General features: G+C 74.7%; 16 protein-coding genes. 5 read left to right on the top strand and 11 right to left on the bottom strand.

The window, feature by feature from the left end; translation table 11 throughout:
• The 5 genes from ACGFIZ_RS01650 to ACGFIZ_RS01630 form a co-directional block, all read right to left on the bottom strand.
• Positions 1-627, bottom strand: coding sequence for a DUF4178 domain-containing protein (locus tag ACGFIZ_RS01650; RefSeq protein WP_393414519.1), 627 nt, complete (start codon positions 625-627; stop codon positions 1-3).
• Positions 628-711: 84 nt separating this feature from the next.
• Positions 712-1,608 (bottom strand): hypothetical protein, encoded by an 897-nt coding sequence (locus tag ACGFIZ_RS01645; protein ID WP_393414516.1) that lies wholly within the window; start codon positions 1,606-1,608, stop codon positions 712-714.
• A 70-nt stretch (positions 1,609-1,678) separates the two neighbouring features.
• Positions 1,679-2,056: a hypothetical protein gene (locus tag ACGFIZ_RS01640; RefSeq protein WP_393414513.1), complete on the bottom strand. Its 378-nt coding sequence runs from the start codon at positions 2,054-2,056 to the stop codon at positions 1,679-1,681.
• A gap of 159 nt (positions 2,057-2,215) precedes the next feature.
• On the bottom strand, positions 2,216-4,807 hold the full coding sequence (gene clpB / locus ACGFIZ_RS01635) for an ATP-dependent chaperone ClpB (RefSeq protein WP_393414510.1): 2,592 nt from the start codon (positions 4,805-4,807) through the stop codon (positions 2,216-2,218).
• A 363-nt stretch (positions 4,808-5,170) separates the two neighbouring features.
• A complete protein-coding gene (locus ACGFIZ_RS01630; protein ID WP_393414507.1) occupies positions 5,171-6,265 on the bottom strand; it encodes a hypothetical protein in 1,095 nt (364 codons plus the stop codon).
• Between the two features lie 32 nt (positions 6,266-6,297).
• On the opposite strand from ACGFIZ_RS01630, the gene ACGFIZ_RS01625 reads away from it, so the two are divergent.
• Both ACGFIZ_RS01625 and ACGFIZ_RS01620 read left to right on the top strand, forming a co-directional pair.
• Positions 6,298-6,798: a cation:proton antiporter regulatory subunit gene (locus tag ACGFIZ_RS01625; RefSeq protein ID WP_393414505.1), complete on the top strand. Its 501-nt coding sequence runs from the start codon at positions 6,298-6,300 to the stop codon at positions 6,796-6,798.
• Between the two features lie 7 nt (positions 6,799-6,805).
• Entirely contained in the window at positions 6,806-8,014 is a 1,209-nt protein-coding gene (locus ACGFIZ_RS01620; RefSeq protein WP_393414502.1) for a cation:proton antiporter, read from the top strand.
• A gap of 179 nt (positions 8,015-8,193) precedes the next feature.
• Here ACGFIZ_RS01620 and ACGFIZ_RS01615 read toward each other — a convergent pair whose 3' ends face one another.
• The 6 genes from ACGFIZ_RS01615 to dnaK all read right to left on the bottom strand — a co-directional run bounded on the left by ACGFIZ_RS01615 (position 8,194) and on the right by dnaK (position 16,823).
• Positions 8,194-11,721, bottom strand: a complete 3,528-nt coding sequence (locus tag ACGFIZ_RS01615; protein WP_393414499.1) for a BTAD domain-containing putative transcriptional regulator — start codon at positions 11,719-11,721, stop codon at positions 8,194-8,196.
• A 307-nt stretch (positions 11,722-12,028) separates the two neighbouring features.
• Complete coding sequence (locus ACGFIZ_RS01610; protein ID WP_393414496.1) at positions 12,029-12,277, bottom strand: hypothetical protein; 249 nt, start codon at positions 12,275-12,277, stop codon at positions 12,029-12,031.
• A 161-nt stretch (positions 12,278-12,438) separates the two neighbouring features.
• Complete coding sequence (locus ACGFIZ_RS01605; RefSeq protein WP_347666316.1) at positions 12,439-12,888, bottom strand: heat shock protein transcriptional repressor HspR; 450 nt, start codon at positions 12,886-12,888, stop codon at positions 12,439-12,441.
• Between the two features lie 32 nt (positions 12,889-12,920).
• Positions 12,921-14,102, bottom strand: a complete 1,182-nt coding sequence (dnaJ, locus tag ACGFIZ_RS01600; protein ID WP_393414491.1) for a molecular chaperone DnaJ — start codon at positions 14,100-14,102, stop codon at positions 12,921-12,923.
• 80 nt (positions 14,103-14,182) lie between these two features.
• A complete protein-coding gene (grpE, locus tag ACGFIZ_RS01595; protein WP_393414488.1) occupies positions 14,183-14,920 on the bottom strand; it encodes a nucleotide exchange factor GrpE in 738 nt (245 codons plus the stop codon).
• A 49-nt stretch (positions 14,921-14,969) separates the two neighbouring features.
• The gene (gene dnaK, locus ACGFIZ_RS01590) at positions 14,970-16,823 is read right to left on the bottom strand and encodes a molecular chaperone DnaK (protein ID WP_393414485.1); all 1,854 of its coding nucleotides are present in this window, start codon (positions 16,821-16,823) and stop codon (positions 14,970-14,972) included.
• A 195-nt stretch (positions 16,824-17,018) separates the two neighbouring features.
• On the opposite strand from dnaK, the gene ACGFIZ_RS01585 reads away from it, so the two are divergent.
• From ACGFIZ_RS01585 to ACGFIZ_RS01575, 3 genes are all read left to right on the top strand, one after another.
• On the top strand, positions 17,019-18,866 hold the full coding sequence (locus ACGFIZ_RS01585) for an ABC transporter (RefSeq protein WP_393414482.1): 1,848 nt from the start codon (positions 17,019-17,021) through the stop codon (positions 18,864-18,866).
• Positions 18,863-20,551: a GTPase gene (locus ACGFIZ_RS01580; RefSeq protein ID WP_393414479.1), complete on the top strand. Its 1,689-nt coding sequence runs from the start codon at positions 18,863-18,865 to the stop codon at positions 20,549-20,551. Before ACGFIZ_RS01585 ends, ACGFIZ_RS01580 begins: the two co-directional genes overlap by 4 nt.
• A gap of 124 nt (positions 20,552-20,675) precedes the next feature.
• A complete protein-coding gene (locus ACGFIZ_RS01575; RefSeq protein ID WP_393414476.1) occupies positions 20,676-21,896 on the top strand; it encodes a hypothetical protein in 1,221 nt (406 codons plus the stop codon).
• Positions 21,897-21,905: the final 9 nt, after the last annotated feature.

The following is a 21,905-nucleotide window of genomic DNA, read 5'->3' as shown; positions in this document are numbered from 1 at the left end:
TCAGTTCACCTTGCCCGGGTCGCCCTGCGGGTACACCATCACCTCGGCGCGGTGCAGCAGCTCGCCCCGGGCGACCTCCCACCCCGCGGTCCCGTACGCCTCGAAGGAGAGCCGGGCCCCGTCGGGAGACCGGTAGTCGTGGTAGCGCATGGTGCCGGCCGGGTCGAGGCCGGTCGTCCCGGTGGCGGTGAAGCGCGCGGAGCCGGACTCCTGGCTGGCGAACCGACGCCCGTCGAAGTCGACGGTCGGGGCGCCCGGGGTCAGCGTGGCGCTCGGCTCCGCCGTCCAGAGCACCAGCTCCAGGTCCGGATCCTCCTCGACCGAGAGCCAGCGCCGGCCGTCCGCGGCGTCGTCGAGCAGGTGCTCGGACCAGCTCCATCCGCCCTCGTCGAGCCGCAGCGAGCCGCGCACCGCGTACGACATGCCGCGGATCTCGACGATGTCGCCGGGACGCAGCCGACGCGGGTCACCGCGCAGCGCGTCGGCGTCCCGGTCGCGGAACGGATCACCGGGCGCCTGCGGGCGCCTGGTGCGGGACTTGCGCAGCGCCACCACGGCGATCACGACGCCGGCCACCCCGACGAGGCACCCCAGCGCCGTCACCACATACGCCACCGACCCGTTCACCCCGATCGCCTCCCCCAGCCGCGTCGGCGGTGACGGTAACAACCCCGCACACGGCGGAAAACCTCCGCATGGCTGAGTGAAGGCTCAGCTACCCAGGGTCTCGGGGCGACTGGTGCCGGGCGGCTCGGCGGGGGCCGGCGCGCGGGCCACGTGCACAGCCGGGTCGGGGCAGATCAGGTAGCCCGGCGGGACCGGACAACCGGCCGGCACCCAGGCGCCGGGCTGCGGAACCGTCGGCCCCATCGGATACGGCGCGACAGGCGCCACCATCGGATACGGCGCCACAGGCGCCACCATCGGATACGGCCCAGGGGGCCAGCCGGCGTACGGTGCCGGCCCGACCGGCCACTGCTCGGCGCGGGGCCGGAAGTACCGGTTCGCGACCGGCAGGGAGAGCAACAGCACCACGGTCGCGGTGAGCAGGAAGACGGTCAGCACGCCGATCCCGCCGACCGGGAAGATCACGTCGTAATGGGCCTGTTGCCGGTCGTACAGGGCCTCGAGGAACCTCGACTCCTGCCACGGGACGTCGTCGGGAAACGGCGCCGGCTCGGCGTCCATCCCCTCCTCGAAGCCGAGCGCGAGGACGAACGGGATCACCAGCGCCCCGGAGCACGCCTGGGCGAGACAGAGCAGCAGCTGCGCGCCGCCGGAGACGTAGACCAGGATGCGCGCGGTGTTCCGGCCCCGGAGCAGCGGCAGGGCGGTACCGGCGAGCCACCCGGCGAGCAGCAGGGCGGGCACGCCGAGGAAGAGCGCCCCGACGACGTTGCCCGTCCGCTCGCCCCGCACCTCGGCCGGATCGGCGTCCGGCACCAGCCGGGCCACCTCGTCGATCTGACCGTCGAACCACACCGCCTCGAACGCCACCATCCCGGCCAGCCCGAGCAGCACCGCCACCGTGGCGACCTGGAGCCAGCAGGCGACGGTCACCGAGGTCGGTCGGGGCGGGCGGACCGGGACGGACACGGGTGTGGTCATGGGCCGGACGGTACGGCCCGCGCTCCACAGGCGGCAGCCCCGATCGGCCAGCGTGCCCCTGGCTGGTTGATCAGCTTCCCGCGAGCTGGGCGGCGGCGTACTCGCGCAGCGTCGCCCGCCCCATCAGGCATCCGCTGAACGTGGTGAACTCGCCCCCGTCCTCGCGGAGCCGCTGCCACGCCGCCCGGCCCGCCCCCGCGTCGACCCGGGCGAGCAGCGTCGCCGCGTACGCCTTCCCGGCCGGCGACCCGTGCCCGAGCAGCCAGTCCACCTTCTCCCGGACGGCCTCGGGGCGCTCGTCGAGCGCCCGCTCCAGGTACCGGTACGCCTCGGTCGCGGGCAGCAGCGTGGACGCGATGCCCACCCCGCCGAACGCCAGCGTGTCCGCCCCGGCGAGCTCCCGCACGGCCGCGCCGAGCTCCCGGTCCTTCCTTCCGATCCCCAACATGCCTCCCTACTGCCCGCGCACGCCCTGTCTGACCCTGTCGACCAAGAAGTCTGCGTCACCGACGCCCGGCGCCACGACGCAAACTTCTTGATCACCGGTGACGGGGTCGCCCGGCCGGCCCGTGCGAAGGGGCCGGCCGGGCGGCCGGGCCGGTACGGCTCAGGCGGCGGTGACCGTCAGGCCCTCCTTGGCGTCGGCCAGGTCGACCCGGACCGTGTCGCCGTCGCGGACCGTGCCGGAGAGCAGCGCCCTGGCGAGTTGGTCGCCGATGGCGGACTGCACCAGCCGGCGCAGCGGACGGGCGCCGTAGATCGGGTCGTACCCGTGCTCGGCGAGCCAGGTCCGGGCCGCCTCGGTGATCTCCAGCCCGAGCCGGCGGTCGGCGAGCCGCCGCCGCATCCGCGTCAGCTGGATGTCCACGATGGCGCGCAGGTCGTCGCCCCGCAGGCCGGCGAAGACCACGATGTCGTCGAGGCGGTTGAGGAACTCCGGCTTGAAGTGCGAGCGCACCACGGCGAGCACCCCCTCGCGGCGCTGCTCCTCGGCCAGCGTCAGGTCGCTGATCACCGACGACCCGAGGTTGGAGGTGAGAATCAGGATCGAGTTGCGGAAGTCGACCGTACGGCCCTGGCCGTCGGTGAGCCGTCCGTCGTCGAGCACCTGGAGCAGCACGTCGAAGACGTCCGGGTGGGCCTTCTCCACCTCGTCCAGCAGCACCACCGAGTACGGCCGGCGGCGCACCGCCTCGGTGAGCTGCCCGCCCTCCTCGTAGCCGACGTATCCGGGCGGGGCGCCGACCAGGCGGGCCACCGAGTGCTTCTCGCCGTACTCGCTCATGTCGATGCGGACCATCGCCCGCTCGTCGTCGAACAGGAACTCGGCGAGGGCCTTGGCCAGCTCGGTCTTGCCGACGCCGGTCGGCCCGAGGAAGAGGAAGCTGCCGGTCGGGCGGTCCGGGTCGGCGACCCCGGCCCGGGCGCGCCGGACCGCGTCGGAGACGGCCGAGACCGCCTCGGGCTGGCCGACCACGCGGGCGCCCAGCGACTCCTCCATCCGGAGCAGCTTCGCGGTCTCGCCCTCCAGCAGGCGGCCGGCGGGGATGCCGGTCCACGAGGCGACGACGGCCGCGATGTCGTCCGCGCCGACCTCCTCCTTGAGCATCGCGCCGTCGGCCTGGAGCCGGGCCAGCTCCTCCTCGGCCTGCTTGAGCTCGGCGTTGAGCGCCGGGATACGGCCGTACCGCAGCTCGGCGGCCCGTTCCAGCTCGCCGTCGCGCTCGGCCCGCTCGGCCTCGCCGCCGAGCCGCTCCAGCTCCTCCTTGGCGGTGGAGAGCTTGGTGATGTGGCTCTTCTCCAGCTGCCAACGTTCGGAGAGCGCGGTGAGCTGCTCGCGCTTGTCGGCCAACTCCTTGCGCAGCCGCTCCAGCCGCTCGGCGGAGGCGGCGTCCGGCTCCTTGGCCAGCGCCATCTCCTCGATCTCGAGCCGGCGCACGGCGCGCTCGATCTCGTCGACCTCCACCGGACGGGAGTCGATTTCCATGCGCAGCCGGGACGCCGACTCGTCGACCAGGTCGATCGCCTTGTCGGGCAGGAACCGGTCGGCGATGTAACGGTCGGACAGGGCGGCGGCGGCGACCAGCGCGGCGTCGGTGATCCGTACGCCGTGGTGCACCTCGTAGCGTTCCTTGAGGCCGCGCAGGATGCCGATGGTGTCCTCGATCGTCGGTTCGCCGACCAGCACCGGCTGGAAGCGGCGCTCCAGTGCCGGGTCCTTCTCGATGTGCTCCCGGTACTCGTCCAGCGTGGTCGCGCCGACCATGCGCAGCTCGCCGCGGGCGAGCATCGGCTTGAGCATGTTGCCGGCGTCCATCGAGCCCTCACCCTTGCCGGCGCCGACCACGGTGTGCAGCTCGTCGAGGAACGTGATGACCTGCCCGTCGGAGTTCTTGATCTCCTCCAGCACGGACTTCAGCCGCTCCTCGAACTGGCCGCGGTACTGCGCGCCGGCCACCATCGCGCCGAGGTCGAGCGAGACCAGCTTCTTGTCCCGCAGCGACTCGGGCACGTCGCCGGCCACGATGCGCTGGGCCAGGCCCTCGACGATCGCGGTCTTGCCGACACCGGGCTCTCCGATCAGCACCGGGTTGTTCTTGGTACGCCGGGACAGCACCTGGATCACCCGGCGGATCTCGGAGTCCCGGCCGATCACCGGGTCGATCTTCCCCTCGCGGGCGCTGGCGGTCAGGTCGACGCCGTACTTGGCCAGGGCCTGGTAGGTCTGCTCGGGATCGGCGCTGGTGACCCGCCGGTCCCCGCCCCGGACGGTCGGGAAGGCGGCCACCAGGTTCTCCTCGGTCGCGCCGGCGTTGCGCAGCGCGACGGACACCGCGCCGCCGACCCGGGCCAGGCCGGCCAGCAGATGCTCGGTCGAGGTGTACTCGTCCCCCAGTGGGCGGGCGATCTGCTCGGCGGCGCCGATGGCGTTGACGAACTCCCGGGCCAGGGTGGGCTCGGCGATGCTCGAGCCGCGCGCCGCGGGCAGGGCGTCGACCGTGCGCTGGGCGACCCGGCGCAGCTCGGCGGGGTCGGCCCCGACGGCGCGCAGCAGGCCGGCGGCGGTCGAGCCCTCGGTGTCCAGCAGCGACAGCAGCAGGTGCCAGGGCTCCACGGTGGCGTGACCGCGCTGGTTCGCCAGCGCGACGGCACCGGTGATCGTTTCGCGGCTCTTGGTGGTGAGACGTTCCGTGTTCATGGGCTCCCCCGGATCGGCGTGTCCACTGGAAACGACACAACCAGAGTTGAGCCTATTCCGCTCAACCTTGGGACTGTGAGCTGAGTCACTTGTCGGCCGGCGCGGCGGGCGCGGAAGGGTGCTGCGGCGACTGTGGAGCTGCCCCGCCTGTGCTATCGCCCGCCGGCCCGGCGCCCTTGGCCGGCACGCAGAGCGAGCGGAGACACGGACCCGCAGCCCTTACCACCGAGCTCGCCGCGAGGCCCTGCGCCGCGCGTTCCCTCGCCGCGCCGCCTCGATAGCACGAACGGGGCAGCTCCACAGGGCGGAAGAATGGGTCCAGGGCACCAACGCGCCCGACGGCCTTACGGCCCCGGGGCCGCGTCAGGCCGCCTCCAGCGCCACCCGCACCCAGCGGCGGTCCGCGTACCGGCCGGTGGCCAGGAGGAAATCCGCCGGGCCGCGGGCGGCGATCGTGCCGTCGGGCAGGACGGTGAGGTAGTGGTCGCGCCCCGGCGGCCAGCCGAGGGCGTGGTACCGGTCCTCGCCGACCACGCCGGTGCCGGCCGGGCCGTTCACCGCGAGCAGGCCGCCGCCGATCGGCGCGACGGAGAAGATCGCCTCGGGGTGCCCGTCGGCGCGCACCGGCGTCCACTCGCCCTGGAACCGCCAGACCGACGGGAAGCCGCCCCGGTCCGGGCGGTGACCGACCAGCCACGCCTGGCCGTCCGGGTCGCGCCGCACGAACAGCACGTGCAGGTCGGTGGCCGGCCCGGGCACGGGCGTCTTCCGCCAGGTCCGGCCGCGGTCGATCGAGACGGCGGCGTGCGATCGGCCGTCCTGGACGCCGGCGGCGACCAGCAGGCCGCCGGCCTCGCCGACGGTGTTGAGGCCCGGTACGGGCGGCTGAACGGGCAGGGGCCGCGCCCGCCGGCCGTACCAGCGGACCACCCGGCCGGAGCCCTCGTCCACCTGGAACCGGCCCTGGGCCGCCAGCCAGTCCGCCGGTGCCCGCTCGCCCGTGGCGTGGGTGAAGGTGGCGCCGCCGTCGGTGGAGGTGTACCAGTGGCGGGGCCCCGCGGAGAGGAGCAGCAGGTCCCCGGTGGCGTACAGCTGGTGGCCGTCGGCTACCGGGCGGGGATGCCGCAGGTGCCGCCAGGAGCGCCCGCCGTCGACCGTGGAGTAGAGCCGCGCGGGGCAGTCCCGGCCCGGCGGACGCTGGTCGCACGCGGCGAAGAGGGCGTACCCGCGGTCGGCGGTGACGAACTCGACGAACGGCGGGTCGTACCGTCGGCCGACGGCGACGCGCACCTCGCGTACCTCGACGGCGGCGGCCGTGGGGGACGGCGCCGGCGCGGACGGCGCGGGCGAGGGCGCCGACCGGTCCGGCGGCCGGCGGCGGACGTCGCCGACCGAACAGCCGGCCAGCAGCGGTACGAGCAGCAGCGCGACCACCCCGCGTGGAAGACGACCGGTCATCGACCTTCTCCTCCCTCTGTACCCTTGCCGACGTGCGAGTACGTGTCGAACAGACTGCCCTGCCCGGGATCGGCGTGCGCCACGACCTGGTGACGGAATCCGGACGCCGGCTCGGCGTGGTCTCCCACCGCAATGGCCGCCGTGACCTCGTCCTGTACGACCCGGACGATCCCGACTCCTGTCAGGCGGACATACCCCTGACAGACGACGAGGCGGAGGCGCTGGCCGACATCCTCGGCGCCTCGCTGATGCTCGGGCAGCTCTCCGGCCTGCGCGACCAGGCGGCCGGGCTGCTCACCGAGCAGATCGCCATCCCCGCCGGATCGAAGTACGTCAACCGGCGGCTGGGCGACACCAAGGCGCGCACCCGCACCAGCGCCTCGATCGTGGCCGTGCTGCGCCACGGCGAGGTGATCGTCTCGCCGGGCCCCACCTTCCGCTTCGACGCCGGTGACGTGGTGGTCGTGGTCGGTACCCGCCAGGGGCTCGACGGCGTCAGCGCCATCCTGGCCGACAGCGACCCGGACGGCTGAGGCGCGGATGCACGAGACCACAACACTGCTCATCGAGGTCGGGGCCCTGCTGTTCCTGCTGGGGCTCCTCGGCCGGCTCGGCCGCCGGATCGGCCTCTCGCCCATTCCGCTCTACCTGCTCGCCGGGCTCGTCTTCGGGCACGGCGGGATCGAGCCGCTCGCCGCCAGCGAGGACTTCTTCGCCGTCGGCGCCGAGATCGGCGTGATCCTGCTGCTCGTCATGCTCGGCCTGGAGTACTCGGCCGGCGAACTCGTCGGCAACCTCCGCTCGGCGGCGCCCGCCGGTCTGCTCGACGGGCTGCTCAACGCCCTGCCCGGCGCGGCCTTCGCCCTACTGCTCGGCTGGAACTGGGTGGCCGCCGTCGTGCTGGCCGGCATCACCTGGGTCTCCTCGTCCGGGGTGATCGCCAAGGTGCTGGCCGACCTGGGCCGCCTCGGTAACCGGGAGACCCCGGTCGTCCTCTCGGTGCTGGTCATCGAGGACCTGGCGATGGCGCTCTACCTGCCGCTGCTCACCGCCGTACTCGCCGGCAGCGGCCTGCTGGGCGGCGGCATCGCGCTCGCCGTGGCGGTCGGCACGGTGCTGCTGGTGCTGGTGGTCGCGATCCGGTACGGCCACCTGATCTCCTCGGCCCTGTCGGCCAAGGACCCGGAGGCGCTGCTGCTGGGCGTGCTCGGGCTGACCCTGCTGGTCGCCGGCGTCGCGGCGAAGCTCCAGGTGTCGGCGGCGGTCGGCGCGTTCCTCGTCGGCATCGCCCTCTCCGGCCCGGTCGCGCACCACGCGACCGAGATGCTCTCCCCGCTACGCGACCTCTTCGCCGCGGTCTTCTTCCTCTTCTTCGGGCTGGTCACCGACCCGCGGGACATCCCGCCGGTGCTGCTGCCGGCGCTCGGGCTGGCCCTGGTGACGATGGCGACGAAGACGCTCACCGGCTACCTGGCCGCCCGGCGGGTGGGGATCAAGGAGCCCGGTCGATGGCGGGCCGGCCTGGCCCTGGTGCCGCGCGGGGAGTTCTCGATCGTCATCGCGGGGCTCGCCGTGGCCGCCGGGAGCGTCGAGCCGAAGCTCGCGGCGCTGGCGACGACGTACGTGCTGATCACCGTGGTGACCGGGCCGATGCTGGCCCGGCTGCCGGACTTCGCCTGGTTCAAGCGGTGGCTGCGGAGGCGGGCAGTCCGCCAGCGGACGCAGCCGGCGGTCAGCGCCGCCGACTGACGCCGGACCGCCGGACCGCACAGGGGCCGGGTCGACCGTACGGTCGGCCCGGCCGGACCTCTTCGCCTACCGGGACTGGTGCGAGGGCGGCCTGGTACGGGAGAACCGCCGCCTAGTACCGAACGACTGGCGGGGCGCACCCCCCTCCGGTGCGCCCCGCCAGTCCGTCGCACACCCCGCTACGGGTGCACGACCAGGTTCCCGCCGTCGACTGCGGTGGTCGGATCCGCGGTCAGCGGGGCACCGTCGTCGTGCAGGGTCAGCTCGGCACGGTCGCCCCGCTCACCGAGCACCACCGCTTCGACGTCGGCCCCCGGCACGGCCTTGCCGTCGTCGTCGAGCCGGGCGGACACCCGCACGGTGCCGTCCGGGGCGACCTGCGCCGCCGTCGCCTCGACGGTGAGCGGGTTGCCCGCGATCCAGGCGCTCAGCGGCACCCGCGCCTCGCCGGTGCCCGTGTTCGTCAGCCGGAGCGTCCAGCGACCGGCGGCGGGGTCGTCGACGACGAGCCCGCGGAAGGGCTGGTCGGCGTCGGCCGCGGCCGGGGAGCTGCCGCGCTCGGCGCCGGAGGGGTCGAGCAGGGTGAGGCCGACCGACGGCGGCGCCATGGCGACCACGCCGGCCTGCTCGCCGGTGGGCACGTCGAGCGGTACGTCGACCGTCGCGCCGGCCGGGACGGCCGGAACCGCGGCGCCGATCCCCTGCGGGGCGACGATCGGGGCCTGCTCCTCCCCGGGTACGAGGTTGGTGCGGTCCGGGGTGTCGTTCGGCCGGGGGTCGCGGGCCAGGCGCGGCAGGACGTACGAGGTGAAGTCGGCGAGCTCCTCGGTCATCGAGGTGTGGAAGGTGTCGGACTCCGGCACGTCCTCGAAGACGTACCGGGCGCTGTCCCGGGTGACGACGCCGTCGCCCACCCCGTGGAAGTAGCACGGCACCACGTGCCCCACGCCGACCATGTTGGAGAAGGTCACCCCGCGCCGGTCGGTGATGTTCGGGTTGAACGAGGTGGCGACGTAGGCGGTGCTGAGCTGCTGGGTGGCGGGCATCAGCGGGGCTTCCTCACCGGCGATCGCCGCGGTGTCGAGAACCAGGTCCGCGCAGGGCGAGCCCATGTTGGGCGTACCCATCATGATCAGCCGGTTGACCACCGGGCGGGAGTCCTTCGACTCCGGCATGAGCTCCTGCACGTACCAGCGGGAGATCAGGCCACCCATCGAGTGGGCGACGACGTCGACGTGCCAGGCGTCGGTCCGCGCCCGGACGCCGTCGATGTACGCCGCCTCCTGCCGCGCGTTCTCCGAGATCGTGTTCGTACGCTCGAACGGCGCGTCCAGCGAGCCGGTCCTGAGCACCCCCGCCTCCTGGTTGTCGCCGACCGCCCAGCCGTGCAGCAGCGGGTGCGCCGATTCGAGGAACGGCTGGTACTTGCCCCAGGACGACGCGGCGTTGCTCTTGTAGCCGTGGACCAGGATCACCGGCCGCGGCTTCACCAGCAGCGGGATCTCCCTGGCGTCGCGGACCCTGTCCGACACGCGCAGCCGGACGATCAGGCGCCGCGGGTCGGGGTGGGCGCTGCCGTCGCGGTTCCACGCCAGGCCCACGGTGTCCCAGCGGAACTGGCGGGTCAGGCTCTCCCCCGGGTCGAGGACGTCGAGCCGCTTGCCGTTCTCCACCACCTCGCCGGTCTCGGCGTCGACGAGCTCGGCGGCCCGGTCGTGCAGCCGGGCGCGGCGGGCCCGGGGCACCTCGGCGAGCAGCGTCTCCTGGACCAGCGCGTGCGCGAACCGGAACCGCGGCACCGCCGCCTGCTCCTCGCCGAGCAGACCCGAGCGCAGGGCCCGGTCCACGGCGGCGTCGATGGTCGGCGCGGGCACCCCGGCGACCGCCCCCAGCAGCGGCAGGTCGAAGACCCGCCCGGCCACCGCGGCGGCCTCCAGCACCGCCCGGTCCGCCGGCTCGACCCGGCGCAACCGCCGGGCCACCGCCTCCCGGACCCCCGCCGGCACGACGCCGCCGTCGAGGACCGCGTCCGGGCCGCCGAGACGGACCACCTGGGTGATGAAGAAGGGGTTGCCGTCCGTACGCGCCGCCACCGCGCTCGCCACCTCCGGCGACACCGGCCTGCCGGTCGCCTCGGTGATGTACGTGCGCACGTCGTCGACGCCGAGGCCGTGGAGGGTGACCCGGTGGGCGCCGATCCGGGCGAGACCCGCGAGCAGGTACCCGCTCGGGTCCTCGGTGACGTCGTTGGGCAGCCGTACCGTGGCCACGACGGCGACGGGCGCGTCGCGCAGGTGCGCGGCGACGAGTTCGAGCAGGTGCAACGACTCCTGGTCGGCCCAGTGCAGATCCTCCAGCACGACGAGCAGCGGCCGGCGGCGGGCCGCGGCGGCGAGCAGCGCCGCCACGGCGTCGACGAGCTGGGCGCGGGCCCGGGCCGGGCTGGTCGTGTCGAGGCTCGCGCCGTGTCCGCCCGGGTCCGGAAGCAGGAGCGCCGCCGGGGCGGCACGACCGGACAGCAGTTCCCGCCCGTCCGGGCCGTCCTCGACGATCTCGCGCAGCGCCTGCGTCCACGGCCACAGGTCCGGCGCGCCCTCGTGTTCCCAGCAGCGGCCCCACACCACGAGGGCGCCGGCCGCGCTGGCGCGTGCCGCGGCCTCCTCGGCCAACCGGGTCTTGCCGATGCCCGCCTCGCCGGTCAGCGTCACCACGGTGGGGACGCCGGCCCGGGCGGCGGCGAGCGCGGCGTCGAGGCGGGCCAGTTCCTCGTCGCGCCCCACCACCGGCGGCCTGGCCGGCGCCGGGGCGGCCAGCCGGGCCGGCGCGGCGGGTCGCGGAGCGGGGACCGGGGCGGCCAGCCCGGCCGGCGCGGCGGGTCGCGGAGCGGGGACCGGGGCGGCGGTCACGGCGGCGACCGGCAGGTCGAACGCCGGGTCCTGGCGGAGCACCCGTTCGTAGAGCTGCTGCAGTTCCCGGCCCGGGTCGACACCGAGTTCCTCGGCGAGCAGCGTGCGACCCTCGACGTACACCGCGAGCGCGTCGGCCTGCCGGCCGCTGCGATAGAGCGCGAGCATGAGCGCGCCGCGCAGCCGCTCCCGCAGGGGCGCCCCGGCCACGGCGGCGAGCAGTTCGTCGGCGAGCTGTGCGTGTCGGCCGAGGGCGAGGTCGAGTTCGGCCGCCAACTCCCGGGCGGACCAGCGCCCCTCGTCCAGGCGCACCGCCTCCGCGCGTACGGCGGGCACGGAGATGTCCGCGTAGGCCGGACCACGCCACAGGGTGAGGCCCTCGGCGAGGACCTGTCGGGCGTCGGCGGGCCGGCCGGCGTCGCGCAGCTCGTGGGCGGCGCGTACGGCCCGTTCGAAGCCGGTCACGTCGACAGCGGTCTCGGGTACGGCCAGCAGGTATCCGGACGGCCGGGTGGCGAGGATCTCGGCGGCCGGTACGCCGGCCCCGTCGAGCAGCCGGCGCAGCCGGGACACGTACGCCTGCAGGCTGCCCCGGGCGCTCGCCACCGGCTTGTCGGCCCACAGCCGGTCGACGAGGGTCGAGGCGGGCACCACCCGGTTGGCGTCGAGCAGCAGGGCGGCGACCAGCGTACGCAGCTGGGCGGCGCCGAGGTCGAGCGGCGCGTTCCCGACGCGCACCTCGACGGGTCCGAGCACGCGGAACTCGATCGCACCGATCCGCTGCCCAGCCACCCCGTCCACCTCGCTCCTCCCGCCGGTCGCGCGCAAACCGGCACGCCGGAGGCGTGCTGCCACGGTGGGCCGCCCGAGCGACTCGACCATTCGGGCCGGCTGACGGGTGATCCGGGTTGTCACCCGCAGCAGGTCGGTCAGCAGGACAAGTAGGACGGTACGAGATCGGACGCCGCCCTGGCTGTCGATGTCGGCGACATGGGGGCATCCGAGCGCTCGGACACCCCCATGTCGCCGACATGGGGTGGATCACCCGGAGCACACGACGGACGGGCCGGGACCCCCCGTGGGTCCCGGCCCGTCGGCGTACCGGCTGTCAGGCGGGTGATCCGCCCCGCCGCGCTTCCTCCTGCCGGCGCCGCGCGTCGATCCGCCCCTTGTCGACGCCGTGGTCGACCTGGTCGGCGAACAGGCCGTTCTTGATCTTCTCGGCGAACCGGCTGTCGCTCATCTTGTCGTTGAACCGTCGTTCGGTGATCTCGTCGAACTTCTCCCGGACCGACTCGGCGACCCGGTTGAGTCGTTCCTCCGCCTGCCGCGCCACCTTCTCGCCCGGTTTCGACATGGCTCTCCCTCGCCCGCGCGGTCGATCCACCCCGGTGTGACGGAATCCGTGTCACGCGTACGGGACCCTGATCCCGAGGTTAACGAAACCGGCCCGGCCCGCGCCGGGATTCCGGGAAAGCGGGTCGGGCCGGTGTGCGGTCCGGACTGGCGGGACGGTCATCAGCGGTCGCGTTCGCCGCCGGCGCGTCTGGGACGCCAGACCACCAGGGCGGTGGAGGTGCGGTTGGTGGGCACCAGGTCGCGGCCGGGGAACCGGGCCAGCGACTCCAGCTCGGCCACCCGCCGGTACGCGGCGTCGAGTTCCGCCTCCAGCCGGGCGATGCGCTGCTGCGCCTCCTCCAGCAGGCGCTCCAGGCCGATGATGCGCTTGACCCCGGCCAGGTTGATGCCGTCGTCCTGGCTGAGCCGCTGCACCTCGCGCAGCAGCACCACGTCCCGGACGCTGTAGCGTCGCCCGCCACCGGCGGCCCGCCCCGGCTGCACCAGCCCGAGCCGGTCGTACTGGCGCAGCGTCTGGGGGTGCATCCCCGCCATCCGCGCCGCGACCGAGATCATCAGCACCTTGGCCTCGTAGGCAGGGTCATCCGAGCCGATGAACTCCGGCGACATCCCCGCTCACCTCCGCACGCACTCCAGCGAACTCAACTGATCCGACGCACCCGCGCGTCGAGATGTTCCCGGCCCGCCGGGGGCGTCTGCTCGGCGAACGCCTCCAGCGCCGCCCGCGCCTCGTCGGACACCCGCGCCGGGACCACCACGTCGAGGGTGACCAGCAGGTCGCCCGCCCGGCCGTCCCGGCGCACCACGCCTTTGCCCCGGGCCCGCAGCACCCGCCCGCTCGGCGTGCCCGGCGGCACCCGCAGGGTGACCGCGCCGTCGAGGGTGGGCACCCGCAGGTCCGTGCCGAGCACGGCCTCCGGGAAGGTGATCGGCACGGTCAGCGTCAGGTCGTCCCCGGTACGCCCGAACAGCTCATCCGGGCGCACCTTCACGTGCACGAACAGGTCGCCGGCCGGTCCGCCGCGCTCGCCCGGCTCGCCGCGCCCGGCCAGCCGGATCCGCTGGCCGTCGGCCACCCCGGCAGGAAAGCGGACGTTCAGCGTGCGGGTCTTGGTGACCCCGCCGGTGCCCTGGCACTCCGGGCACTTCTCCACGACCACCGTGCCGACGCCCTGGCAGTTGCGGCACGGCTCGGAGAAGCTGAACGCCCCCTGGTTGCGGGTCGTCGTCCCGGCGCCGTGGCAGGCGGGGCAGGTCGCGGGCTGGGTGCCCGGCTTCGCCCCGTTGCCGTGGCAGGTGTCGCAGACGCCGGGGGCGCGCAGGGTCAGCGGCAGCGTCACGCCGCGTACGGCGTCGCCGAAGTCGAGCGCCACCTCGGTCTCGACGTCCCGGCCCCGGGCCGGGCCGCGCGGGCGGGCCGGGCCACCGCCTCCGCCGCCGGAGAACATCGAGCTGAACAGGTCCTGGAAGCCGCCACCACCGCCGAAGCGGCCGCCGCCGGCCGCGCCGCCGAACAGGTCGGAGACGTCGAACGGCTGCCCGCCGGGCCCGCCCGCGCCACGGGCGTTGCGCCGGAAGGCGCCGGAGCCGAACAGGGAGCGCATCTCGTCGTACTCGCGGCGCTTGGTCTCGTCGCCGAGCACCGCGTACGCCTCGGAGACGGCCTTGAACCGCTCCTCGGCCTTCGGGTCGCCGGGGTTGTGGTCCGGGTGCGACTCCCGGGCCAGCTTCCGGTACGACTTCTTGATCTCGTCCGAGGAGGCGGACTTCTGCACGCCCAGCGTGGCGTAGTAGTCCTTCTCGACCCAGTCCTTGGCACTCACCGGTCCACCCCCTTCCACGGGACGTACCCCGGTCGTCCCGCCCGCCCGGTGCGGGCGGGCGGGACGTCGCGGGTCGGCACTTACTCCGGGTCGGCGACCGCGACCATGGCGGGTCGCAGCAGCCGCTCGCCGAGCTGGTAGCCCCGGCGCATGACCTGCACGCAGGTCGGTTCGGTCACGTCGGCGGAGGTCTGGTGGGCCACCGCCTCGTGGCGCGTCGGGTCGAACGGGTCGCCCTGCTCGCCGAACGCCGTCAGGCCGAACTTGCCGAGTGCCGTGGTGAGCTGCTCGGCCACCGTGCCGAACGGCCCCACCAGGTCACCGTGCTCGCGGGCCCGGTCCAGGTCGTCCAGGATCGGCAGCAGCGCGGCCAGCACCGAGCCGGTGGCCTGCTCCTGGACCAGGCTGCGGTCCCGGTCCACCCGCTTGCGGTAGTTGGCGTACTCCGCCGTCACCCGTTGCAGGTCCCGGGTCCGCTCGTCGAGCTCGGCCCGCAGCGCCTCCAGCTCGGCGCCGAGCGGACCGGGGGCGGCCGGGGCGGCTTCGCCCTCGACGGGCTCCGCCGGGGCGTCGACCACGGGCGGCCCCTCCACCGTCGCCTCGACCTTGATCTCGTCGACCACCACCTCGGCCTCCTCCACCAGGCCCTCCGCCGGGGTGTCCGCCCCGGCGTCGGTGGCGGCGGGGGCCTCCTTGATCTTGCGATTGTCGCGGATGACGACCCGCGGCTCGTCGCCGCCGGCCTGCCCGGCGGCCGCGGAGCCACCCGGCGCCGACCCGGTCGAGCCCGGGTCGGCGGCTCGTGGCTTCTCCGTCATGCGGTCACCTCATCCCTTCCGCGGGTGGGAACGCGTCCGAGGCGGATCGTCACTTCTTGTCCTCGTCCACGATCTCCGCGTCGACCACGTCGTCGGCGCCGGCCTGCGCGCCGCCGGCCGCCCCGGTGCCCGCGCCGGCCGCGCCCGGCTGCTGGCCCTGCTCGGCCTGCTGGGACGCGTACAGCAGCGAACCGGCCTGCTGGGAGACCTGCGCCAGCTTCTCGTGGGCCGCCTTGATCTTCTCGATGTCCTGGCCGCCGAGCGCGGAGCGCAGCTCGCCGAGGGCCTCGTTGAGCTGGTCACGGTTCTCGCCGGGCAGCTTGTCGCCGCTCTCGGCGAGGAACTTCTCGGTCTGCCACTGGAGCGCCTCGGCCAGGTTGCGGGTCTCGGCCTCGTCGCGGCGGCGCTTGTCCTCCTCCGCGTGCTCCTCGGCGTCCCGGCGCATCCGCTCGATGTCGTCCTTCGGCAGCGAGGAGCCGCCGGTGATCGTCATCTTCTGCTCCTTGCCGGTGCCCATGTCCTTGGCGTGCACGTTCACGATGCCGTTGGCGTCGATGTCGAACGTGACCTCGATCTGCGGCACGCCGCGCGGGGCCGGGGGCAGGCCGGTCAGCTCGAAGGTGCCGAGCTTCTTGTTGTAGGCCGCGATCTCCCGCTCGCCCTGGAACACCTGGATCAGCACCGACGGCTGGTTTTCGTCCGCGGTGGTGAAGATCTCGGAGCGCTTGGTCGGGATGGTGGTGTTGCGCTCGATGAGCTTGGTGAAGATGCCGCCCTTGGTCTCGATGCCCAGGCTCAGCGGGGTCACGTCGAGCAGCAGGACGTCCTTGACCTCACCCTTGAGCACGCCGGCCTGGAGGGCGGCGCCGACGGCGACGACCTCGTCCGGGTTGACGCCCTTGTTGGGCTCCTTGCCGGTGAGCTGCTTGACCAGGTCGGTCACGGCCGGCATCCGGGTCGAGCCGCCGACCAGGATGACGTGGTCGACGTCGGAGACCTTGATCCCGGCGTCCTTGACGGCCTGCTCGAACGGGCCCTTGCAGCGGTCCAGCAGGTCCTGCGTCATCCGCTGGAACTCGGCGCGGCTCAGGGTCACGTCGAGGTGCAGCGGACCGGCGGCGCCGGCGGTGATGTACGGCAGGTTGATGTTGGTGGTGGTGGCCGCCGACAGCTCGATCTTGGCCTTCTCGGCCGCCTCGCGGAGCCGCTGGAGGGCCATCTTGTCCTGACCCAGGTCGATGCCGTGCTCGCCCCGGAAGGTCTTCACCAGGTGGTCGATGATCCGCTGGTCCCAGTCGTCGCCGCCGAGGTGGTTGTCACCGCTGGTCGACTTGACCTCGATGACACCCTCGGCCAGCTCCAGCAGCGACACGTCGAAGGTGCCGCCGCCGAGGTCGAAGACCAGGACGGTCTGCTCCTTGGAGCCCTTGTCCAGCCCGTACGCCAGGGCGGCCGCGGTCGGCTCGTTCACGATCCGCAGCACGTTGAAGCCGGCGATCTCGCCGGCCTCCTTGGTGGCCTGGCGCTGGCCGTCGTTGAAGTAGGCGGGGACGGTGATCACCGCGTCGGTGATCTGCTCGCCCAGGTACGCCTCGGCGTCCCGCTTCAGCTTCATCAGCGTGCGCGCCGAGATCTCCTGCGGGGTGTACTTCTTGCCGTCGATGTCGACGGTCCAGTTGGTGCCGATCTCCCGCTTGACCGACCGGATGGTCCGGTCCGGGTTCGTCACCGCCTGACGCTTGGCGACCTCACCGACGAGCACCTCGCCGTTGCGGGCGAACGCGACGATCGACGGGGTCGTCCGCGAGCCCTCGGCGTTCGTGATGACGGTGGGCTCACCGCCCTCGAGAACGCTGACGCAGGAGTTCGTCGTGCCGAGGTCGATACCGACCGCACGTGCCATGTTCGCTTCCTCGCTTCTTACGTTGGCGCAGGTGGCGGGGGCCACCCCTGCACACACTCGCCACAAGTTGAGTGAACCGGACTCAATAGTGCCACGCCTGCGGCAATCGTCAAGTCGGGTTGAGCGGACCCGACGCAACTTCGCCTACGGCAGGTCCGGTTGTCTTCCCTTGCGTCGGTCGGGCACGCTTTAGCGGTGACGACGCACGGTGATCCCGCCACCCGCACCGGTGCGCCCGCCGTCGCCGACCGCACCAGCCCTGGGGACGCCGGGGAGGGCTCCTCCGTCCCCTCCGGAGACGGCCTGCCCACCGCGCTCGCCGGCCTGCGGGCCGCGACCGGCGCGGCCCGCTTCCCGCTCGCCCTGCCCTCGGCCGAGCCGGCCCGGCAGGCCGGCTCGGCCGTCACCGCGCAGCTCGACGACTACCTGCTGCCCCGGCTTGCCCGGCTCGACGCGCCGCTGCTGGTGGTGGTCGGGGGCTCCACCGGGGCCGGCAAGTCGACGCTGGTCAACAGCCTGGTCCAGGCCCGGGTCAGCGCGGCCGGGGTGCTCCGGCCGACCACCCGCTCCCCGGTGCTGGTGTGCAGCCCGGCGGACACCGCCTGGTTCCGCCAGGGCGAGCTGCTGCCCGGCCTCACCCGCACCAACGAGCCCAGCGAGGATCCCGGCACCCTGCAGTTGGTCACCGCCCCGGCGCTGCCCCCCGGCCTGGCGTTCCTCGACGCCCCCGACATCGACTCGGTGGTCGACGCCAACCGGGCGCTGGCCGGCCAGCTGCTCGCCGCCGCCGACCTCTGGCTCTTCGTCACCACCGCCGCCCGGTACGCCGACGCCGTTCCCTGGGAGCTGCTGCACACCGCCCGCGCCCGTGGCGTGGTGATCGCCATGGTGCTCGACCGGGTGCCCGCCGAGGCGACCGACGAGGTGGCGGCCCACCTGGCGGAGATGCTCACCGACCAGGGCCTCGGCGCGGCCCCGCTGTTCGTCCTGCCCGAGATGTCGGTGGACGGGCAGGGGCTGCTCCCGGAGAAGGTCACCGCGCCGCTGAGCGCCTGGTTCGCCGGGCTGGCCGCCGACGCCGAGGCCCGGGCCGCCGTCGTCCGGCAGACCCTCGACGGAGCCCTGGCCGCCCTGCACCCCGCCGTCGCCGGGCTGGCCGAGGCCGCCGACGAGCAGGAGGCCGCCGCGGGGGCCCTCGACGAGCGGGTCCGGGCCGCGTACCGGGGGGCCGAGCGGACCGTCGAGCAGGGGCTCTCGGACGGCCGGCTGCTGCGCGGCGAGGTGCTCGCCCGGTGGCAGGAGTTCGTCGGCACCGGGGAGTTCTTCCGCACCCTGGAGGCGCGGATCGGCCGGCTGCGGGACAGGCTGGTGGCGGCGGTGACCGGCCGGCCCGCGCCCGCCGCCGAGCTGCGCACCGCCATCGAGTCGCAGCTCGTCACGCTGCTGCGCGGCGTCGCCGCCGAGGCGGCCGAGAACGCGTACACGGGGTGGCGGGCCCATCCGGCCGGGGCGGCGCTGCTCGACCCGGCGCTCGCCCACCCGGCCGACGACTTCCCCGAGCGCGCCGAGCGGCTGGTCCGCGACTGGCAGCGCGGGGTGCTGGAGCTGGTCCGGGCCGAGGGCGGCGACCGCCGGTTCGTGGCCCGGACGGCCGCGTACGCGGTGAACGCCACCGGGCTGGCCGTGATGATCGCCGTGTTCGCCTCGACCGCGTTCATCCCGACCGGGCTGGAGGTGGCCACCGGAGCCGGCACGACGGTCGCCGCGCAGGCCGTGCTCCAGGCGATCTTCGGCGACCAGGCCGTGCGTACGCTGGCCGGCAAGGCCCGGGGCGACCTGCTGGAGCGGGTCCGGGACCTGCTGCACGCCGACGCGGCCCGCTTCCTCGCGCGGACGGAGGAGGCCCGCCCCGCGGCGGACACCGGCGAGACCCTGCGGGCGGCGGCCGACCTGGTCGAGGCGGCCCGGCAGCGCAGCGGCCTGGCGGGGGCCGACGCGGCACCGCTGCCCCCACCGCCGGCCGGGGAGGGCGGTGCCTCATGACCGGCATCGTCGGCCGGATGCGCGAGGCGTTCCGGGGCGACCAGCGGGTCGACGCGGACGCGCTCGTCGCCCGCCTGGAGGCGGTCCGCCGGTTCCTCGACGCGGTGGACGGCCAACTGCCGGACACCCGGCTGGTGCCGGCGCACACCCTGGTCGAGCGGGCCGGCACCCGGCTCGCGCTCTCCCGCGACCACACCGTCGTGGCCCTCGCCGGGGCCACCGGCAGCGGCAAGTCGAGCCTGTTCAACGCGCTCGCCCGGCTGGAGCTGTCCCCGGTCGGCGTGCGCCGCCCCACCACCGGCGTGGCGCACGCCTGCGTCTGGGGCCCGCTCGACGGGGCCAACCAGCTGCTCGACTGGATCGGCGTGCTGCCCCGGCACCGGTTCGTCCGGGAGAGCGTGCTGGACGGCGACGACGAGCGCGACCTGCACGGGCTGGTCCTGCTCGACCTGCCCGACTTCGACTCGGTGCAGTGGTCGCACCGGCTGGAGGTGGACCGGCTGCTCGGCCTGGTCGACCTCGTGGTCTGGGTGGTCGACCCGCAGAAGTACGCCGACCGGGTGATCCACACCAGCTACCTGCGCGAGTTCCACCGGCACCGGGACGTGACGCTGGTCGTGCTCAACCAGGCCGACCGGTTGCCCCCGGCCGAGCTGCCCCGGGTCCTGGCCGACCTGCGCCGGCTGCTCGACGCCGACGGGCTGGAGCAGGTACCGCTGCTGGCCACCGCGGCCGTCGACCCGTCCGGGATCGTCGAGCTGCGCGGGGCGCTGGAGCGTACGGTCGCCGAGCGGCAGGCCGCGCTGCGCCGCCTCGCGGGGGACGTGGACGACGTCGTCGCCGGTCTGGACGAGTTGGTCACCGCCGAGGCGTCCGCCGCCGGGCCGGACGCCGAGACGGTTGCCGGCCTGAACCGGGCGCTGGCCGGGGCGGCCGGCGTGCCGGCGGTGGCGGACGCGGTCGAGGCGGCGTACCGGCACCGGGCCGCCGGGGCGACGGGCTGGCCGCTGGTGCGGGGCCTGCGGCGGCTGCGCCCCGACCCGCTGCGCCGGCTGCACCTGCCCGGTCCGGCCGCCGACGCCGAGCCGGGCGAGCCGGCGGAGAGCCTGGTGGCCGCCACCTCCGTACCCGATCCGACCGCCGCGCAGCGCGCCGCGCTCGGGCTGGCCGTCCGGGCGCTGGCCGACCGGGCCGGCACCGGCCTGCCGGCGCCGTGGGCGGGCGCGGTGAGCTCCGCCGCACGATCCCGGATGGGCGACCTGCCGGACGCGCTCGACCGCGCGGTGGCCGGCACCGACCTGGGGATGGACCGGCGCCCCGCCTGGTGGCGCGTCGTCGGCGGGCTGCAGTGGCTGCTCACCGTCGCGGCCGTCGCCGGCCTCGGCTGGCTCGCGCTCGGCTACGCGCTGCGCGCGCTGGGCCTGCCGCCCCTGGAGCCCCCGCGCGTCGGCGTGGTCCCGCTGCCCACCGTGCTGCTGCTCGGCGGCCTGCTCGCGGGGCTGCTGGTGGCGGCGCTGGCCCGGCCGGTGGTGCGGTGGGCGGCCCGCCGGGCCCGGCGCCGGGCCGAACGGCGGCTGGTCGCCGCGGTGGGCGCGGTCGGCCGGGAGTACGTGGTCGCGCCGGCCGAGGACGTGCTGGCCCGCTACGGACGGGCGAGGCAGGCGCTGCACGACGCCGCGGGGTGAGGAAGAGCCCCTTCTCAGCGCCCCCGCGGGAGAGGGCTTCCTTTTCACGATCCGCCACGGCGTGCCGGGCGCGGCGCGTTCGCCTTCGCTGTTCGGGGTCCCTCCGCGGGCGTAGGGTCGATGCATGGCCACGCCTCAGACCCCCTACGACGCGGTGCTGCACGCCGCACGCGACGTGACCAGGCTCGACACCGCCCTCGACGCCGAGATGCTCGGCGCGGCACTGCTCGGCAGCGTCTACGCGGTCGCCGAAACCGACCGCGAGACGGCGGTCCGGGAGTTCGTCGCCGGCTTCCTGGCCGCCACCTCCCGCCGCCGCAGCGGCGCCGCACGGACCATCCGCTCGGTCTTCGCGTCCCTCGTGCCGGACGCGGAGGGGGCGGCCCGGGTACGCCCCGGCACGCTCGCCCCGGCCTGGGCCGAGCAGCTCGGCCGGGTGCACCTCACCGGCACCTGGTCGTACGGCGACGTGTACGGCGACCAGACGTCCTATCTGGCCACCTTCGCCTACGACGACGCGGCCGGCGGCCCGGAGCACGCGGTGGTGGCCCTGGTGGACCACAACATCGGCATCGCCAAGGACGTCTTCGTCGGCGGCCCGGCGGAACGGATCGTCGAGCAGGTCCGCGAGCTGGTCGGGACCGACGAGCTGACCTGGTTCCGGAAGGAGGATCCGGCCCGGATGCGCGCCGAGGTCGGGCGGCACCTGGCCGTCACCGACGCCCTGGGCGAACTGCCCGCCGAGGGGTCGCTCGCCACGGACCGGGCCCTGGCCGGCGCCCGGCTGGCGCTGCTGCCCCCACCCGCCGCCGACTCCGTCCGAAACGCCCTGCCGCTCTCCGCGGACGAGCGGACGGAGCTGGTACGCGCCTTCCTCGCCTCGCCCGAGGCGGCCCGGTTCGCCCTGGACCCGTCCGACGACGCCGGCCTGGCCTCGCTGCACTTCTGCCTCAGCCTGCTGCTGGACCACGCGGCGAGCTTCCCGGACGCCGACCCGCTGCGCTGGAGTCCCACCGTGGCGGAGCTGTTCCTGCTGGACTGGGTGCACCGGCGGGCCGTGCTGGACATGGACGACGCCGCCATGCTCCCCCGGGTGCTGCGCGGCTGGGCGGCGTACGCGGCCCGGCGCAAGGGGCTACCGGCGACGGCGGCGGCCCGGACCGACACGGCGATCGAGGAGATGATCCCGGAGTTCGCGCGGCTCTACTCGACCGGCGAGCGGCGCAGCCCGGCCACGGCGGCGGTCGCCCAGCTCATGGCTGACGGGGTGGACCCGGACGACCCGGCCGCCCTGGACGCCTGGATCGAGGCGAACCGCCACCGACTCGCCGACGACGGCGCCTGACCGGCAGCC

The sequence above is a fragment of the Micromonospora sp. NPDC048830 genome (assembly GCF_043198215.1).
GTDB lineage: Bacteria > Actinomycetota > Actinomycetes > Mycobacteriales > Micromonosporaceae > Micromonospora.
This window is presented reverse-complemented; position numbering and strand designations above follow the sequence as displayed.

What these genes read in the sequence shown, in the direction of transcription:
- ACGFIZ_RS01610 (WP_393414496.1), bottom strand. Translation starts at nt 12,277, where the DNA reads ATGTCGAAACCGGGCGAGAAGGTGGCGCGGCAGGCGGAGGAACGACTC.
- ACGFIZ_RS01620 (WP_393414502.1), top strand. Translation starts at nt 6,806, where the DNA reads ATGCACGAGACCACAACACTGCTCATCGAGGTCGGGGCCCTGCTGTTC.
- ACGFIZ_RS01605 (WP_347666316.1), bottom strand. Translation starts at nt 12,888, where the DNA reads ATGTCGCCGGAGTTCATCGGCTCGGATGACCCTGCCTACGAGGCCAAG.
- ACGFIZ_RS01640 (WP_393414513.1), bottom strand. Translation starts at nt 2,056, where the DNA reads ATGTTGGGGATCGGAAGGAAGGACCGGGAGCTCGGCGCGGCCGTGCGG.
- grpE (WP_393414488.1), bottom strand. Translation starts at nt 14,920, where the DNA reads ATGACGGAGAAGCCACGAGCCGCCGACCCGGGCTCGACCGGGTCGGCG.
- ACGFIZ_RS01645 (WP_393414516.1), bottom strand. Translation starts at nt 1,608, where the DNA reads ATGACCACACCCGTGTCCGTCCCGGTCCGCCCGCCCCGACCGACCTCG.
- clpB (WP_393414510.1), bottom strand. Translation starts at nt 4,807, where the DNA reads ATGAACACGGAACGTCTCACCACCAAGAGCCGCGAAACGATCACCGGT.
- ACGFIZ_RS01630 (WP_393414507.1), bottom strand. Translation starts at nt 6,265, where the DNA reads ATGACCGGTCGTCTTCCACGCGGGGTGGTCGCGCTGCTGCTCGTACCG.
- ACGFIZ_RS01580 (WP_393414479.1), top strand. Translation starts at nt 18,863, where the DNA reads ATGACCGGCATCGTCGGCCGGATGCGCGAGGCGTTCCGGGGCGACCAG.
- ACGFIZ_RS01575 (WP_393414476.1), top strand. Translation starts at nt 20,676, where the DNA reads ATGGCCACGCCTCAGACCCCCTACGACGCGGTGCTGCACGCCGCACGC.
- dnaK (WP_393414485.1), bottom strand. Translation starts at nt 16,823, where the DNA reads ATGGCACGTGCGGTCGGTATCGACCTCGGCACGACGAACTCCTGCGTC.